This window comes from Pseudoalteromonas sp. MMG022, from assembly GCF_021654245.1.
Lineage (GTDB): Bacteria > Pseudomonadota > Gammaproteobacteria > Enterobacterales > Alteromonadaceae > Pseudoalteromonas > Pseudoalteromonas amylolytica.
In genome coordinates, this window is sequence record NZ_JAKFZQ010000012.1 from 86,718 (window position 1) to 102,460 (window position 15,743).

The window sequence follows — 15,743 nt, forward strand, 5'->3', positions numbered from 1 at the left end:
TAGATGCACGATGCGTTTAGACAGATTTACCAGTAAATTTCAGGCGGCGCTTTCAGATGCGCAATCTCTTGCGCTAGGCAGAGATCACCAATTTATTGAGCCAGTACACCTGATGTATGCGCTGTTACAGCAAAATGGCTCTAGTGTTCGCGCATTGCTCGCTCAGGCGGGCGTCAGCGCAGATGAATTAAATAGTAAACTTTCTCAGGCCATTGAGAAAGTTTTTAAAGTTGAAGGGATAGGCGGTGACGTTCAGCTATCCAACAATTTAGTTTCGTTGATTAACTTGTGTGACAAGTACGCGCAAAAGCGTAAAGATCAATACATCTCCAGTGAATTGTTCGTATTTGCAGCCTGTGAAGATAAAGGGCCTTTGGGTGATATATTCAAATCGTTAAATATCACTCAGCCGAAAATAGAAGCTGCAATCAAAGCGATTCGTGGTGGCCAAAAAGTTGATAGCCCTAATGCAGAAGACACCCGTCAATCATTAGAAAAATACACCATCGATCTGACCGAGCGAGCAGAGCAAGGTAAGCTAGACCCTGTGATCGGGCGTGATGATGAAATTCGTCGCACTATTCAGGTTTTGCAGCGTCGTACCAAAAATAACCCGGTATTAATTGGTGAACCGGGGGTGGGTAAAACAGCCATTGTTGAGGGGCTTGCACAGCGTATTATTAACGGTGAAGTGCCTGAAGGTTTAAAGAGCAAGCGAGTACTCTCGTTGGATCTTGGGGCGTTAGTTGCTGGCGCTAAATATCGTGGTGAGTTTGAAGAAAGGCTCAAATCAGTGCTAAATGAGCTGGCTAAAGAAGAAGGCCAGGTTATCTTGTTTATTGATGAGATCCATACCATGGTTGGCGCCGGTAAAACTGATGGCGCTATGGATGCGGGCAACATGTTAAAGCCTGCATTGGCACGCGGTGAGCTGCATTGTGTCGGAGCAACCACCCTTGATGAGTATCGCCAGTACATAGAAAAAGATGCAGCGCTTGAGCGCCGTTTCCAAAAGGTATTCGTCAGTGAACCAAGCGTTGAAGATACCATTGCGATATTGCGTGGCCTAAAAGAGCGCTATGAGCTACATCATTCGGTGGACATTACCGATCCTGCCATTGTTGCAGCGGCAAATCTGTCACATCGTTATATCAGCGATAGACAACTCCCAGATAAAGCGATTGACTTAATTGATGAAGCTGGTAGCTCTATTCGTTTGCAAATTGATTCTAAACCGGAGCAGTTAGACAAATTAGAGCGCCGTATCATTCAGCTAAAACTTGAGGACAATGCGCTGGCAAAAGAGAAAGATGAAGCCAGCCAAAAGCGTCGTAGTGAGATGCAATCGCTGATCTCAGATTTAGAAACAGAGTACAAGGAGCTTGATGAGGTATGGAATGCTGAAAAAGCCTCATTGCAAGGCACGCAAGTGATCAAGGCTGAATTGGAACAAGCTCGTTTGGACTTAGAAGTCGCGCGCCGTGCGAGTGATTTGCAGCGTATGTCTGAATTACAATACGGCCGGATCCCGGAACTGGAGCGCAAGCTAGACTTGGCATCTCAGGCTGAAATGCAAGAAATGAGTTTGTTGAAAAATCAGGTCGGCGAAGATGAAATTGCCGAAATTCTATCTCGCTGGACAGGGATCCCTGTAGCAAAAATGCTTCAAGGAGAGCGTGAAAAGTTGCTTCAAATGGAAGATGAACTTCACAAAAAGGTCATTGGTCAAGATGAAGCTGTGAACGCGGTTGCTAACGCGATTCGTCGTTCTCGTGCAGGCTTGGCTGATCCTAATCGTCCTATTGGCTCGTTCTTATTCTTGGGACCAACAGGCGTGGGTAAAACCGAGTTGACCAAAGCATTGGCGCATTTTATGTTTGACACTGAAGATGCCATGGTGCGTATAGACATGTCAGAGTTTATGGAGAAGCACTCCGTTGCTCGTTTGGTCGGTGCACCTCCAGGTTATGTAGGGTATGAGGAAGGTGGCTACTTGACCGAAGCTGTACGTCGCCGACCTTATTCTGTGGTGTTACTCGATGAGGTTGAAAAAGCACACCCTGATGTATTCAATATTTTACTGCAAGTGCTAGATGACGGGCGTTTAACAGACGGACAGGGGCGCACGGTTGATTTCAAAAACACGGTAATCATTATGACCTCCAACCTTGGCTCAGATATCATTCAGGAGCAGGCGAGCAATAACGACTACGCAATGCTTAAAGAGCTAGTGATGGGCGTTTTAGCAAGCCAATTTAGACCTGAATTTATCAATCGTATTGATGAAACTGTGGTCTTCCACCCATTAATCAATGAGCATATCAAACAGATTGCCAGTATTCAGTTAGAAAAATTGGAGTCTAGGCTTAACGATAAGGGTTATCAGTTTACCCTAACGCCTGCGGCGCTTGAAAAAATTGCAGCCAGTGGTTTTGACCCAGTATTTGGCGCGAGACCGTTGAAACGGGCTGTACAGCAATACATCGAAAACCCACTTGCACAGCGCTTGTTATCAGGTGAATTTACCAGTGGTGATAATATTACCGTCGATGTACAGGACGATGATATTATCTTTGTAAAATAAACAGTTAGGCAGGCCAAAGTGACGACCACTGATGGCCTGCCATTTAATTTAAGCTAGTGTTGTTACATCCATTAACACCTCTAACCACCCCCGCCCTCATTCTTTTTTCTATATATAGTTGTTTTTTTATACGTAAAAATGAGTATAATCACTGTGCGCTGGGGCTAGCAGGTTTTACCTCCCCCCAATCTTGAAGGATCTAGGTTTAAGTCGTTTTTTGTTTCACTACTTGATAGTGGAAGATGAACCTGTAGGTCTTTACCTACCCATTTATTTCTATGAGAACACACTAATTGTTTACCAAATAACAGCAATGTAATTGTTGTTATCAGTGCTGAGTGTGCTACAACTAAGTTATGAAGGAATCGCTAACGTTGTCGTATCATGTTCGCGTTTTATGATTAACGTGTTCTCTTTTCCCTTTAACGGAGCATTAAATGCAAGATGTGAGCTTTTTGGTCGTTGACGACTGTCAATTGGTACGTAACCTAGTGCGGAACACCCTAGAAAATCGTTTGGGTGCTGAGAATGTTTATACCGCCACCAATGGCAAGGAAGCGCTCGAACTGCTCAATGCAAGAAGCATTGATATTATTATTGCGGACTGGCAGATGCCAAAAATGGATGGCGATGAGTTACTTCGTACAATTCGCAAATCAGAAAAGCACAAGTTAACCCCATTTATCATGATGAGCTCGTTAGGTGATAAGGAACACGTACTGGCAGCCATTCAAAATGGGGTATCACAGTATGTGATGAAACCATTTAGCGCAGATAAGCTCGAAGATGCAATTCATAAATCATGGAATTCGGCGAATCGACGCGGTGCTGTTCGCTTGTCCGCCCTACCTGAGCATAGGGTGCGTATTCAGACCAGTAACCGTAAGTTAGCTGGCATAGTAAAAAATATCAGTCATACGGGGATGTTGATAGAGTTAACCTATAGCCGTGAACTTAACTTGTTTAATAACTACTCGATTGAGCTGGATATTTTCGATTTAAACCACGAAGGTAATATGCTTATTGAGCCACTATACGGCGTACCCGTTCGTCTTATAGCGGTTGAGCCTAGCACTAGTAAAGCGAATGTTTGTCAAATGGGGATCCGCTTTAACCGAGAAATGTTGCACGAAACAGTGAAAGGCAAACTGGACTATCTACTGAAGAATCTGGGGCAAGATAGCGGTGACCTTATTCAAGATAACTAGTTGCTAAATATCGCTAGTTGTGACGTAAAAAAGCCTGCAATATGCAGGCTTTTATCGTTGATTGAACCATATCCGTTTAAGTCCTAAACGTTAGTATCATTCCTGATATCTTATTGGCACTTTCTACCAGTTTGGCTGCATCCTCTGCAACACGGTAGCTAAGTTGCAGGTTGTCATTACCGTGCTTACTAATATTACCGATATTCTCGTTGATTTCGCAGCTTACCACTTGCTGTTGTTCAGCGGCAGCTGAGATTTCTTGCGCTGATTGAGCTATTTCACTGATTTGGTTGAAAATGGTTTCCAGTGCTTGTTGACTTTGTTGACTGGCCTGCGCACAGTTATCAGCTCTGTCTTTGGTACTTTGCATTACCTTTGACCAACTAAATAGCGTATCCTGAATTTCTTTGACAGACGCATAAATGTGACTGGTTGCATTTTGTGTCCTCGAAGACAGTGCCCTAACTTCGTCTGCTACCACGGCAAACCCTCGACCATGCTCTCCTGCACGAGCAGCTTCAATTGCAGCGTTAAGCGCTAGCAAATTAGTTTGTTCGGCAATACCCTCGATTTCAGTCATTACCTTGCCAATTTTATCTGCTTCATTGGCCAGTGAGGTTGCTGTTTGCGCCGCTTCGTCTACTTGTCCAGCCAGAGTATTAACCATGTGACTGTTTTCCGCCATGGTGGACTTAATATCCTTACAATGCTGTTGTGTTGTCTCTACTTTCTGTGCGGTTGCGCCGGTATTGTGTGAGATGTCGCCAATGGTGCTACTCATTTGCGACATTGCCGTTGCGATTGAGTCTAAGCGCTGGCTTTGTGCCTGAATTCCTTGTTCCGTGCTACTTGATTTTTCATCCAAGCCAGTAGCAATGCTTTTAAAGGTAAAAGTTGCATCTTTCATACGGCCCAATACGGTGCGTAGTTTTGCCTGTAGCATACCTTGGCTATACTGTGCCACGCTAAAAGGGTGATGGCCGTTGTATACATATCTCGATACTGAATCGAATTGTGCTTGTTGATCACGTAATGCTTTTGGGGTTCTAATGAGTTCGTCGTAATTAACCGCCACAAGCAAGGCAAAAGTAAGCAGCAGCAGTAGAGCGGCACTAGTACCAAAAGACCAAAATGTTGCAATAACGGCTGCGATGGTGATTACTCCACTCAGTGCTCTGCGTAAACTGTATTGTTCGCTCCAGTGCCAAATGTTCTTGCCTTGATTAATTGCATCATATAACTTTTGAGCACGTTGTTTGAGCCCTGTGTCAGGGCGCACGCGTACGGATTGATAACCAGTTAACTGTCCATGTTCAAAAATAGGGGTTACAAATGCGTCAACCCAGTAGTATCGGCCATCTTTACAGCGGTTTTTCACAACCCCACGCCACGAATGACCTGCTTTGAGTTTGTCCCAAAGCTCCTTAAAAGCAGCTTTGGGCATATCAGGATGACGAACGATATTGTGATTTTTGCCAACTAACTCTTCGCGGGAGAACCCTGATACCGAGCAAAATGCATCGTTGGCGTAGGTTGTTACGCCACGAAGGTCAGTAGTTGAGACCAATTGTTGGCTATCATCAAAAGTCACTTCTTCATTAATTGTATTTTGTCCACGACGCATAATTTCTCCCTATGGATAACGAGTTAGGCAATTTTAGTCACTAACACGTTTACCACCTAATAAAGTCACCAAGGTTGATGACTTTGTTAAGTTACGTTGTCCTGAGTGGTAGTGATAGACAGGCGTAATCATACCATTAAGATTTTCATTAATTGTGTTAGATTATAGCGAGTTATAGAGTAAGGCAACAAGGCGAGTATCATGACAGAGTTAAACTACGTGTACGGGATTGAACAATTTGGTGATGTAGACCAAATTGTGGCGCGACAGATTGTCGAAAAAGCGTTGGAGGAGCAAGGTGTACGAATTGAGGTATTGGCCTCCAGCGTTAATCCGATTGATATTAAAACACGTAAGGGGCTGGGCTTTGTTGCGGCACAAAAACCAGTGAACGATTTCATGGGTCTTGGTTATGATGTCTATGGGCGCATAAAGGCGCTAGGCAGTCAGGTGAAAAACTTTGCTGTAGGTCAGTATGTTATTGGTATGGTGGGGTTTGCACATCATCCCGGCTGCTACGCAAAACAGGTTGATGCTCACGTGAGTGAAATTATTCCATTGGCGCAGAAAGAAAATTCTGCAATAGCGGGTCTTTGTTTGAGCGGTTTAACTGCTTATCAAGCTTTGCAGTGTGTTCCGGTTAGTTTAGATATACCTATCTACATTAATGCGCCTACGGGTGGCGTTGGACACTTAGCGGTGCAGCTAGCCAAGCTTGAAGGTAGAAAAGTGATAGCGCTTTCGAGTCGGCCCAATCATGAGTTGTTGGCCAAGTTGGACGTTGAAGTGATGGATTATGATTCTTTTTTCGATACGCCAAGAACGGGTCAGTTGCTCGATTTAGTCGGTGGAGACAGAACAATTGAGTTACTTGATAATCTAACCGCAGGGAGTGAGGTGGTCACGGTTCCAACAATTAGTAAAGAGCAGGTATGTGAACATGCAAAGCGTAAACAAATCAATGCACAGGGGATGGTTGTTGAGGCAAACTGCGATGACCTCAATAAATTGTATCGAGCGGTTAGAAGTGGCAAACTGACTGTGCATATGGATAAACAGTTTGTACTACCTGAGGTAGCTGACGCACACCGTTACATGGAAAAAGGCGAGCATAGCGGAAAAGTCATTATTTTGGCTTGAGTATTCCTAGTTTAGCCCCCATAACTTTGGCATTGCCTTATTTGGCCGAGGATATTTTTTTGATAACAACAGATTTACAGACAATACTTGCAGCATTGTCGATGCCTGAGCACAAGCATACCATCAGAGGTATTAAGCGTGGAATAGAGCGAGAGGCCTTAAGGATTGAACGCGATGGTAAGATTGCTCAAACCCCTCATCCAAAAGGCGCGGGACATCCATTAACACACAGTAGCATTACAACCGATTTTTCTGAGTCTTTGTTGGAATTCATCACGCCGGTGAGTGAATTTCCAGAGCAAACTTTGAGCCAATTGCAAGAACTACAAAAGTACACTCTGTCTAAAATGGGTGACGAGTTGCTTTGGCCGATGAGTATGCCTTGTTTTATCAACGATCAGAGCGACATCGCGCTGGCACAGTTTGGTGATTCAAACATTGGTCGCATGAAAACGCTATATCGCGAAGGCCTCAAGAATCGTTACGGTAGTATGATGCAGGCGATAGCGGGTGTGCATTTTAATATCTCATTTCCCGATTCGCTTTGGCAAAGTTTGCAAACAGTTGAAAGCAATACTTCACCGTTACAGCACTTTATATCAGATAAGTACTTGGGCCTGATCCGTAACTTTAAGCAAGAGCTATGGCTGGTTAGTTACCTATTCGGAGCATCTCCTGCGTTGTGCTCGTCATTTTTGCAGGGCAAAGAAAGTCATTTACCGTTTAAAAAGCTAGGCACAGGTACTTTGTATCTTGAGCATGGCACGGCGCTGCGTCTTGGTGATCTTGGGTATACAAACAGCGCACAGTCGTCTTTGAAAGTGATGTATAACAGCTTAGATGAGTATATTGCTGGATTACGTGAGGCAATACGTTGTCATTCAGACCTATACGGGGAGCTAGATGACTACACCAGTGAGACCCCCAAGCAGCTCAATAAAAATATTTTACAAATTGAGAATGAGTTCTACTCTCCAATTAGGCCAAAACGTAATGCACTGAGCGGTGAGCCGCCCACGCATGCCCTAGAACGTGGCGGTATTGAGTATGTGGAAATTCGCGCGCTGGACGTGAACCCATTTGTCGATACGGGTATTAGCATCGAGCAGATAAACTTCTTGGATGTATTTTTAACATATTGTTTGCTGAAACCTTCACCAGAAATGAGTTGGGATGAGCAAAAGTTAAGTCAGGAGAATCTAACCACTGTAGTAAATCAGGGCAGGGACCCAGAAGTGAAATTACTACAGGGCAACCATCAAGTCACGTTAAGACAGTGGGCTGAGCATATCTTTACTGACCTTAAAGATGTGGCTAAATGGATGGATGAGGCTTATGGTAGTGACAAGTATGTTAATACAATCAATGAATTAAGCTCATGGGCTTCACAGCCAGAAAAAACTTTCTCGGGCCGCTTGCTTTCGGAGCTAAAGCAAAAGCAGCAGGACGGTGGTGTATTAGCGCTTGATTTAGCAGCTAAATATAAGGCATCTTATCAAGACGTAAGCTATTCAGAGTATAGTGAACAAGTTCTTGATCTTGCAGCAGATGAGTCACAGCAAGCAGCAATTACAATTAAGGAAAATGACGATAAGGATTTTGTAACTTTCTTGAGAGATTATTTTGCCAGAGCTTAGGCAAAAAAAGCGCAGCCTAATAAGCTGCGCAAATAAATTTCAGGGATGAAACAATGCTAAACTGCTGCATTCATAGGTTAAGACAGGCATTATTTATAAAAGTTCAATGGGTTCGTAAAAAAATGCAAAAATTTATAATTTTATTGCCTGTAGTGTTACTTCTAGCTGGTTGTGCAACAGCTCCACCAAAACAACCCAATGATATCTGTAAGATTTTTCAGGAAAAAGAAGATTGGTACTACGATGCGCGTGATGCTCAAGACAAATGGGGCTCGCCAAAACATGTATTAATGGCAATGATGTACCAAGAAAGTTCCTTCAAACATGATGCAGCACCACCTATGGAATACTTCTTATGGTTTATTCCTGTTGGGCGTGCAAGCTCGGCATATGGCTATTCTCAAGCCAAAACACCGACTTGGAGTGATTATATTCGTGAAACGGGTAACTCAGGTGCAGACAGAGACGACTTTGAAGATGCTATCGACTTTATGGCTTGGTTTGTTTATAAAACTCATAAAATCAATGGTGTTTCTAAATGGGACGCTTATGCACAATACCTCAATTATCATGAAGGTTGGGGGGGATATAAGCGTGGCACATATCGAAAGAAAAAGTGGTTGATGGCCGTGGCCAATAAGGTTAAGCATCGTGCTAGCCGTTATGGCGCACAGCTCAAACGCTGTGAAGAAGACTTAGACAAAAACTGGTTTGAACGTTTGTTTGGTTAAATTTTATTGAGAGGCTGCTATTGCGGCCTCTCACTCTCTCCTTTTACTGTGCAAACATTACCCGCACGATAAACTTCCTAAGTAATATCTCAATTGATTAACGACATGAAAGTACTGGATATTTAAATTTACCTGCGTATTGTAGTTAAAAGTTATTATTTTGTGCGTCATGGTTACGCCTCATTGCAAGGACCCGTTATGAGCAATCAGTATGATCTAACTTTGGAACAGCCCGTTTCAATTTGGAATAAGCCACTTGACCTACCTATCAAAGAGCTATTTAAAAGCCTAGGTAAAGCCACTGTTGCTGGCGTATTTGCTGACAGCAAAGGCCTATATGAAAACTTGGTTGAGGCCTCCAGCGTTTTAGGGTTTGAGAAAAACCCACAGCAAGCTGCGTGGGTATTGGTGTTTAAAAGCCTGCAAGCGACGCTTTGTGAATTAGTACCTGATTATCAAGACTTATTTGAGTGTGAGCTTGATGATACAGGGGTTGAAGCACTTAGTGATAATATGGCCAAGCAGTTAAACGACGTGCCACTTGGGATTACCCCTGATTTCTTTGACTACCCTGAAAACCTGTCGTTATTTACGCATATCAAACCGGCCATTACTTTTTGGCTTGAAAGCTTAGGGATGCGCGCACAAGATGCGGAGGGTTTTTTTGCTCGATTAAAACAAAGCTTTGCTTTGGCACTACATAAAGAATGGCACAACAACCGAGAAGATTACCTGTGTGTTGCTGAGCACCTACAAAGCCCTTTTGCAAGCTGCAACAAAGAGCAGCGAGGTTGGCATGTGTATAATGTGTGGTTACAAGAACAGGTTAACCAACGCATGTTTGCTGAGGCGTTTAGTCTCAGCCAAGTGTATGTCAATCTTAATGCCTACTATAAAGTGGCGGTGGATAACGATGAACAAGAGCTGCTGCGCAGCACAGCGTCTAATACAAAAAAACAGGTTGTTGACCTGCACGCTGAAATAAACAACTGGGCGATACAGTTTAATAAGGCGTGTGCCATCAAAGTGATTAGTGGGGGTCCTGGTTCCGGTAAGTCTTCATTTGCGAAAATGTTTGCAGCCACTATGGTGCGCGAACGCCCAGAAATACGTGTGGTGTTTATTCCGCTGCACCACTTTGACCCAAGCGATGACCTACTTAATGCGCTCGCCCGTTATGTAGAGTCAGACCCTAACTTACCAACTAACCCATTGAATAAGGAACAAAAAACACAGCGAGTGTTGTTGATTTTTGATGGGCTAGATGAGCTGGCAATGCAAGGCAAATTAGCGGCTGAAACCGCTAACCACTTTGTTGAAGAAGTGATCAGTAAAATAAACCGCTTTAACGATGCGGGTTTCCAATGGCAAGCATTGATCACGGGTCGAGAGATGGCGGTTCAGTCGGTAGCAGCAAAGCTAAGGGGGTTACAACAGCTATTGTATGTGCTGCCCTATTTTGTAGAGCAGGATGAAGATACGGATGATAGCGAGTATATCGACCCTGAGAAATTACTGGCAACGGATTTGCGCGATACGTGGTGGCAAAACTATGGTCGGGCCAAAGGAGCAAGCTATGAAAAACTACCCGAGCAGTTGGCTATCAGCCAACTACAACCCATTACGCAGGAGCCGCTACTGAATTACTTGGTGGCGTTGAGTTTTGAGCGTGGGGAAGTGGTTTTTGATGAGCATTTAACGCTTAACCAAATCTATCAGGATTTGTTAGATGCGGTGTATCACAGGCAGTGGGATCATGGTGGCTATAAGCAAACGAGAGACCTTGAGAAGCCGCATTTTATCCGCGTGTTAGAAGAAATTGCCCTAGCGGTTTGGCATGGTAATGGCCGTGTGGCCAGCATTAGCAAAATTCAGCAACAATGTGAGAGCAGTCGCGTCACAAAATATCTAGAGGTGTTTCAAGAAAGCGCCACGTCGGGGATCTCTCGTTTATTGACCGCGTTTTATTTTCGCCAAAGTGAGTTGTTAGACGGGCAAGATAAAACCTTTGAATTTACTCACAAAAGCTTTGGTGAGTATTTGATTGCTCGACGCATTGTGCGTGAAGTGGCTGCAATTACCAGTGAGGTCAATCGTAACATCGCAGACCCAGATGTGGGCTACGACCAGATAAGCGCAAAAGCTCGCTGGGCAAAGCTCAGTGGGCCCACAGCATTAGATGAGTATATATTCAACTTTTTGGTGGATGAGGTGAGTTTACGTCACATAGACGATGTGCAGCAATGGCAAACATGTTTTGCGGGGCTGTTCTCGCGGACACTGCGCAAAGGCATGCCCGTTGAAGAGCTTCAGTTGGCCACATTTAGCGAGATGCAAAAATATGCCCGTAATGCCGAAGTGGCGCTGTTGGCGATTCATCATGCTTGTGGCTGTGCTACCGAAAAGGTCGCGGATTTGAACTTAGAAAATGGGTATAGCTTATCTCAGTGGCTTTTACGGGTTAAAGGGAGTGGGGAAGAGGATGACCGTATACCTGCTAGATGCTTTACTCATATTGATTTACAACAGTGCAGTTTTGAATTCAAAGATCTAAGAAAGGCTAATTTACAAAATAGTAATCTGAATGAAGCCATCTTTATTGGGGGGTATTTAGCTCAAGTTAGGTTGCAAGGCGTGAGTGCGATAGAAAGTAGTTGGTGGGGCGCGTCTTTAAGTTTAGCCAATGCGTCTTATGCGAATTTCGCGAACGCTAAATTTGACCACACTAAAATGCTTCACTGTGTACTAAAGTCAGCCTGTTTTGAAGGCGCGGTGTTTTACCGAGCTGACTTATTTGGTTCAACGTTAATCAATGCAAATTTAACCGATGCAAATTTAACCAATGCAAATTTAACCAATGCAAATTTAACCAATGCAGATTTAACCAATGCAGATTTAACCAATGCAGATTTAACCAATGCAGATTTAACCAATGCAGATTTAACCAACGCTATTTTAGATCACGCCAAGCTTCGCGAGGCTACATTAAAAGGTACAGTTTTAATCGGTGTAGATTTAAGCAAGGTTGACCTAAGTGATGTGGATTTATCCGAGGCGATTTTGGAATAAGTGATTATTGGATTTACATAGCGACATAGTCGATGTCTCTGTCAGTGTTCGGTAGATACGTATAAATCGTCTATGCTTGATGACGGATAATTAAAACACAGGAACCAAAGCATGTTTAAAAAAATAATAATCATACTGCTGCTTGTTATCGCTTCACCATTTATTCTCGCGCTGTTTGTGGCTGATAGCTATCATGTGGAACGTGAAGTGGAGATTGAACAGCCCCTCGAGCAGGTATTTTCTTATATCAAGTTATTAAAAAACCAAAGTAACTACAGTACGTGGGCGCAGGTGGACCCTGCTATGGAAACCGAGTACCGAGGAGAGGACGGCACCGTGGGTTTTGTTTCTGCTTGGCGCAGTAAGCACCCAGAGGTTGGGGTAGGCGAGCAGGAGATCATCAAGATTGACGAAAACAAACGTATCGATTTTGAACTGCGCTTTAAAGAGCCGTTCCAGTCAACCGACCCTGCTTATATGATCACTGAACCCACCCTCAATGGCACAAAAGTTAAGTGGGGATTTAATGGTCATATGGATTACCCAATGAACTTAATGTTGCTACTTGTGGACTTTGAGCAAATGTTGGGTGACGACTTACAAATGGGGCTAGACAATCTCAAAGAGGTGCTTGAACATCCAGTAGAATGATTGGAAGACAACCGAAATTCAGACATAAAAAAACCGCACGTTGCGGTTTTTTTATGTCTACAAAACGTGAGTGTTAAACAACACCACGTGGCAGGCGACAATCATGGTCTTTACCAGCAAGCTCAGCTATCCAAAACTCTTCGGCTGTATAGCCTTCAGCGTTTTCTTTAACGACTTTAAAAGCCGCTTTCTTTTGTGCTTTTGCAGGAGCTGCTTTGCTTGTTTTTGCTTTTTTAGCAGGCGCTGCTTTTTTGGCTGGTTTTGCCTTTGGTGCTTCACTCTTAGTTGAAGAACCAGAAGTAAGCTCTTCTGTCAGTGCTGCTACATCAGCAAGACGGAGGTTTTTCCCGCCATCAATGCTGTACCAACCAGGTTTGGTTGTGATCTCAGGCTTTTTGCCGTGGGCAGCTTCGTAAGCAGCTTCAAAAGCGCTTAATACTTCAGTTTTATCTAGTTTACTCATCGTAGATCCTAGTCGTTTTATACGCGGGATTAAGATTAATGAGTAGTTATACCCATATTTGCGCAATTTTTCAATTTTTTAAGGGTTTTGCTTCCATTTTGGCTGTATAAACGCCAGAATTTGAGAAATTTTCAGAAATAATACTGGTAACTTCATGAAACGTTCAGAATTTACACACGCCCTAACTGAGCTGTTAAAACCCGACGCAATCCGAGATTTTGCCCCGAATGGTCTGCAAGTCGAAGGAGCAGAAAATATTCGCAAGATTGTGACAGGGGTGACTGCCAGCCAGGCATTGGTTGATACTGCGGTAGAGCTACAAGCGGATACTATTTTGGTGCACCATGGCTATTTTTGGAAAGGTGAGTCACAAGTGATCACCGGCATGAAAAAGCGCCGTATTGCAACGTTGCTAGCCAATGATATCAATTTATATGGCTACCACCTCCCGCTTGATATCCATCCAGAGCTTGGAAATAACGCACAGCTTGCAAAGCTTTTGGATATTGAGGTGTTAGGTGGGCTTGAAAGTGGGCCGGCGAGTGTTCCTGTCCATGGGCGATTAAGAACCCCAATGTCTGGTGAAGTATTCGCTGAAAAGATTGCCACCGTGCTAAATCGTAAGCCACTCATTAATATTGTCAGAGATAAACCTATAGAAACCATAGCTTGGTGCACAGGCGGTGGGCAAGGTTACATTGATTTGGCTGTCAGCCGAGGCGTTGATGCCTATCTAACAGGTGAAGCCTCAGAGCAGACGATTCATAGCTCCAATGAACAGGGCATTGATTTTTTTGCGGCTGGGCACCATGCTACAGAGCGTTACGGTATCAAGGCGCTTGGTGAATACTTAGCTGAGCAATATGGCTTTGACGTCACCTTTATTGATATTGATAACCCAGTTTAAACAAAGCTTTTTAAAGAGGCGCTTAGAGCGCCTCTGGATCGATTATTCGTCGAACCTTTATCCAAAGCGTTCCTAACATTTCATGATAATGCGTGGTGACAGCTTCAAGTACGGAGACTTGCGCAATAAACTGCTTATAATCTGGCGCGTTATGCAGATTATGAAACTGTGTTGGGGCTGCAATCGTATCGACCCCTTGCGCCCAGAATAAATTCTTTGCGCGTGCCATATGGCTGGCTGACGTCACTAAGGCAACCTGCCTATCCACTAAATAGGGCGCTAACAGTTTTGCTTCGTCTTTAGTATCCATAGCGGATGGGTTAGCACGTACTCGAACGCTTGGGATACCCAGCGCTATTACTGTCTGTTTCATAAGTGGGGAACTGAGATGACCTGACACAATCAGCTCGGCACTCTTATAGTGATGTGCCAATCTTAGCCCTTCGATAAGTCTGGCTGATGAACAGCCTGTGAGCTGCGCATTGGCAAGTTGCTGACTATTAGGATGGACGCCGCAACCAAGTACCACGATTTTGTCTATTCTTGGGTGTTTGCTGACATCGAAGGTGTGCCATTGTGATTCAGCAGAGGTGGTAATCTTACTGGCAAAAAATGGGGTGCTGATACACCACAGCGCGATCACCGTAAGCCAGAGCATAATATATGACTTCAGGTTGGCTTTGCTTACAAATAACAAACATATTGCAACAATAATTAATGACAGTGGTAGTGGCATCAGTAGGCCACCAAGCACTTTCTTAAACAAAAACATAAGAAACCCAATCAATTAGCTTGGGTTCAGTTTAGTTAATATTACACAAAAATCATAGCTTAACGAGAATTGTTCTGTTTACAGGTGTTTAAAAAGTGTCTGTACACAGGGTTATCCTTCATGGTTTTTTTCATCGCTAGGTACATTGGGCGATTAAGACCAAGCGCCCCAAGAGGGATAGATTTAATAAGGCCTTGGCTTTCATAAGGGGTAACCAGCCAATCTGGTAATGCTGCGACGCCCATGCCCGCACTGACAAGTTGAAAAATGAGTAGCCCTTGGTCAACGGTTTTCAATGTACCGTCAAAGCGTGCATTTTGTATAAAGTGCTTGAAGATGTCTTGTCTCTCGCGCGGAATAGGGTAGGAGATAATGGTTTCATCTTTAAGATCTAATGCGGTTACATAGGCTTTTTTAGCCAATTCATGATCGGGTGAGACAATCAGCTTGAGTTTGAAATCAAACAGGTGCGCATATTCAAGTTTATCTTGCTCACGCATGTCCGAAGTGAGCACCAAGTCCAGCTCATCTTCTAATAGTTCAGGGATCGCGTCATAGCTAAAGCCGCGCTCGTAGTCGACTTTGATATCAGGCCAAAAGTTATTAAATTCTTTTATGGTTGGTAATAACCAGTGAAAACATGCATGGCATTCAACGCTGAGCCTCAGTTGAGAAATTGGCTGATTTAGGCTCTCTTTTAAACGACATTTCGTTGCTTCTACACGAGGTAACACGTCATTGGCAAGTTCTAGTAATAACATACCTTGTGGGGTAAAACGCACCGGTTGGGTCTTTCTTTCGAATAACTGACAATCAAGTTTATTTTCTAAGTCTTTAATTTGATGTGACAAAGCTGATTGCGTCAAGAACAACTCACGGGCCGTATTAACAAGCGAACCAGTGTCTTTAAGGGTTGCGATGGTTTTCAAATGCTTTATGTCGATCATCTTTAATAAA

12 protein-coding genes are annotated in these 15,743 nt (G+C 43.7%); 8 read left to right on the plus strand and 4 right to left on the minus strand.

What is annotated here, in order from left to right:
* The first annotated feature begins 10 nt into the window (after positions 1-10).
* Positions 11-2,584: an ATP-dependent chaperone ClpB gene (clpB, locus tag L1070_RS12465; RefSeq protein ID WP_237125781.1), complete on the plus strand. Its 2,574-nt coding sequence runs from the start codon at positions 11-13 to the stop codon at positions 2,582-2,584.
* A 437-nt stretch (positions 2,585-3,021) separates the two neighbouring features.
* Positions 3,022-3,792, plus strand: a complete 771-nt coding sequence (locus L1070_RS12470) for a response regulator (RefSeq protein ID WP_237125782.1) — start codon at positions 3,022-3,024, stop codon at positions 3,790-3,792.
* A gap of 76 nt (positions 3,793-3,868) precedes the next feature.
* Here the strand turns inward: L1070_RS12470 and L1070_RS12475 are convergent, their stop codons facing one another.
* The gene (locus tag L1070_RS12475; protein WP_070986641.1) at positions 3,869-5,416 is read right to left on the minus strand and encodes a methyl-accepting chemotaxis protein; all 1,548 of its coding nucleotides are present in this window, start codon (positions 5,414-5,416) and stop codon (positions 3,869-3,871) included.
* Positions 5,417-5,617: 201 nt separating this feature from the next.
* Between L1070_RS12475 and L1070_RS12480 the strand changes: the two genes are divergently transcribed.
* The 5 genes from L1070_RS12480 (at position 5,618) to L1070_RS12500 (ending at position 12,644) form a co-directional block, all read left to right on the plus strand.
* Complete coding sequence (locus L1070_RS12480) at positions 5,618-6,556, plus strand: NADP-dependent oxidoreductase (RefSeq protein WP_237125783.1); 939 nt, start codon at positions 5,618-5,620, stop codon at positions 6,554-6,556.
* A 101-nt stretch (positions 6,557-6,657) separates the two neighbouring features.
* Positions 6,658-8,193: a glutamate--cysteine ligase gene (gene gshA, locus L1070_RS12485; protein WP_237125814.1), complete on the plus strand. Its 1,536-nt coding sequence runs from the start codon at positions 6,658-6,660 to the stop codon at positions 8,191-8,193.
* Between the two features lie 122 nt (positions 8,194-8,315).
* Positions 8,316-8,924, plus strand: coding sequence for a transglycosylase SLT domain-containing protein (locus tag L1070_RS12490; protein ID WP_237125784.1), 609 nt, complete (start codon positions 8,316-8,318; stop codon positions 8,922-8,924).
* A 198-nt stretch (positions 8,925-9,122) separates the two neighbouring features.
* Positions 9,123-11,993, plus strand: a complete 2,871-nt coding sequence (locus L1070_RS12495) for a pentapeptide repeat-containing protein (protein WP_237125785.1) — start codon at positions 9,123-9,125, stop codon at positions 11,991-11,993.
* Positions 11,994-12,104: 111 nt separating this feature from the next.
* Positions 12,105-12,644 carry an SRPBCC family protein gene (locus L1070_RS12500; protein ID WP_237125786.1) on the plus strand — a complete coding sequence of 180 codons (540 nt, stop codon included), beginning with the start codon at positions 12,105-12,107 and terminating at the stop codon, positions 12,642-12,644.
* A 73-nt stretch (positions 12,645-12,717) separates the two neighbouring features.
* On the opposite strand, the gene L1070_RS12505 is transcribed toward L1070_RS12500, so the two are convergent.
* Complete coding sequence (locus L1070_RS12505) at positions 12,718-13,107, minus strand: hypothetical protein (RefSeq protein ID WP_237125787.1); 390 nt, start codon at positions 13,105-13,107, stop codon at positions 12,718-12,720.
* A 154-nt stretch (positions 13,108-13,261) separates the two neighbouring features.
* Here L1070_RS12505 and L1070_RS12510 point away from each other — a divergent pair, with 154 nt between their 5' ends.
* The gene (locus tag L1070_RS12510; protein ID WP_237125788.1) at positions 13,262-14,014 is read left to right on the plus strand and encodes a Nif3-like dinuclear metal center hexameric protein; all 753 of its coding nucleotides are present in this window, start codon (positions 13,262-13,264) and stop codon (positions 14,012-14,014) included.
* Between the two features lie 22 nt (positions 14,015-14,036).
* Here L1070_RS12510 and L1070_RS12515 read toward each other — a convergent pair whose 3' ends face one another.
* Positions 14,037-14,786, minus strand: coding sequence for a YdcF family protein (locus L1070_RS12515; RefSeq protein ID WP_237125789.1), 750 nt, complete (start codon positions 14,784-14,786; stop codon positions 14,037-14,039).
* A 59-nt stretch (positions 14,787-14,845) separates the two neighbouring features.
* On the minus strand, positions 14,846-15,733 hold the full coding sequence (locus tag L1070_RS12520) for a LysR substrate-binding domain-containing protein (RefSeq protein ID WP_070986649.1): 888 nt from the start codon (positions 15,731-15,733) through the stop codon (positions 14,846-14,848).
* Between the last annotated feature and the right edge of the window lie 10 nt (positions 15,734-15,743).

Coding starts and splice junctions, on each gene's coding strand:
- clpB (WP_237125781.1), top strand. CDS start 11: ATGCGTTTAGACAGATTTACCAGTAAATTTCAGGCGGCGCTTTCAGAT.
- L1070_RS12470 (WP_237125782.1), top strand. CDS start 3,022: ATGCAAGATGTGAGCTTTTTGGTCGTTGACGACTGTCAATTGGTACGT.
- L1070_RS12475 (WP_070986641.1), bottom strand. CDS start 5,416: ATGCGTCGTGGACAAAATACAATTAATGAAGAAGTGACTTTTGATGAT.
- L1070_RS12480 (WP_237125783.1), top strand. CDS start 5,618: ATGACAGAGTTAAACTACGTGTACGGGATTGAACAATTTGGTGATGTA.
- gshA (WP_237125814.1), top strand. CDS start 6,658: ATGCCTGAGCACAAGCATACCATCAGAGGTATTAAGCGTGGAATAGAG.
- L1070_RS12490 (WP_237125784.1), top strand. CDS start 8,316: ATGCAAAAATTTATAATTTTATTGCCTGTAGTGTTACTTCTAGCTGGT.
- L1070_RS12495 (WP_237125785.1), top strand. CDS start 9,123: ATGAGCAATCAGTATGATCTAACTTTGGAACAGCCCGTTTCAATTTGG.
- L1070_RS12500 (WP_237125786.1), top strand. CDS start 12,105: ATGTTTAAAAAAATAATAATCATACTGCTGCTTGTTATCGCTTCACCA.
- L1070_RS12505 (WP_237125787.1), bottom strand. CDS start 13,107: ATGAGTAAACTAGATAAAACTGAAGTATTAAGCGCTTTTGAAGCTGCT.
- L1070_RS12510 (WP_237125788.1), top strand. CDS start 13,262: ATGAAACGTTCAGAATTTACACACGCCCTAACTGAGCTGTTAAAACCC.
- L1070_RS12515 (WP_237125789.1), bottom strand. CDS start 14,786: ATGTTTTTGTTTAAGAAAGTGCTTGGTGGCCTACTGATGCCACTACCA.
- L1070_RS12520 (WP_070986649.1), bottom strand. CDS start 15,733: ATGATCGACATAAAGCATTTGAAAACCATCGCAACCCTTAAAGACACT.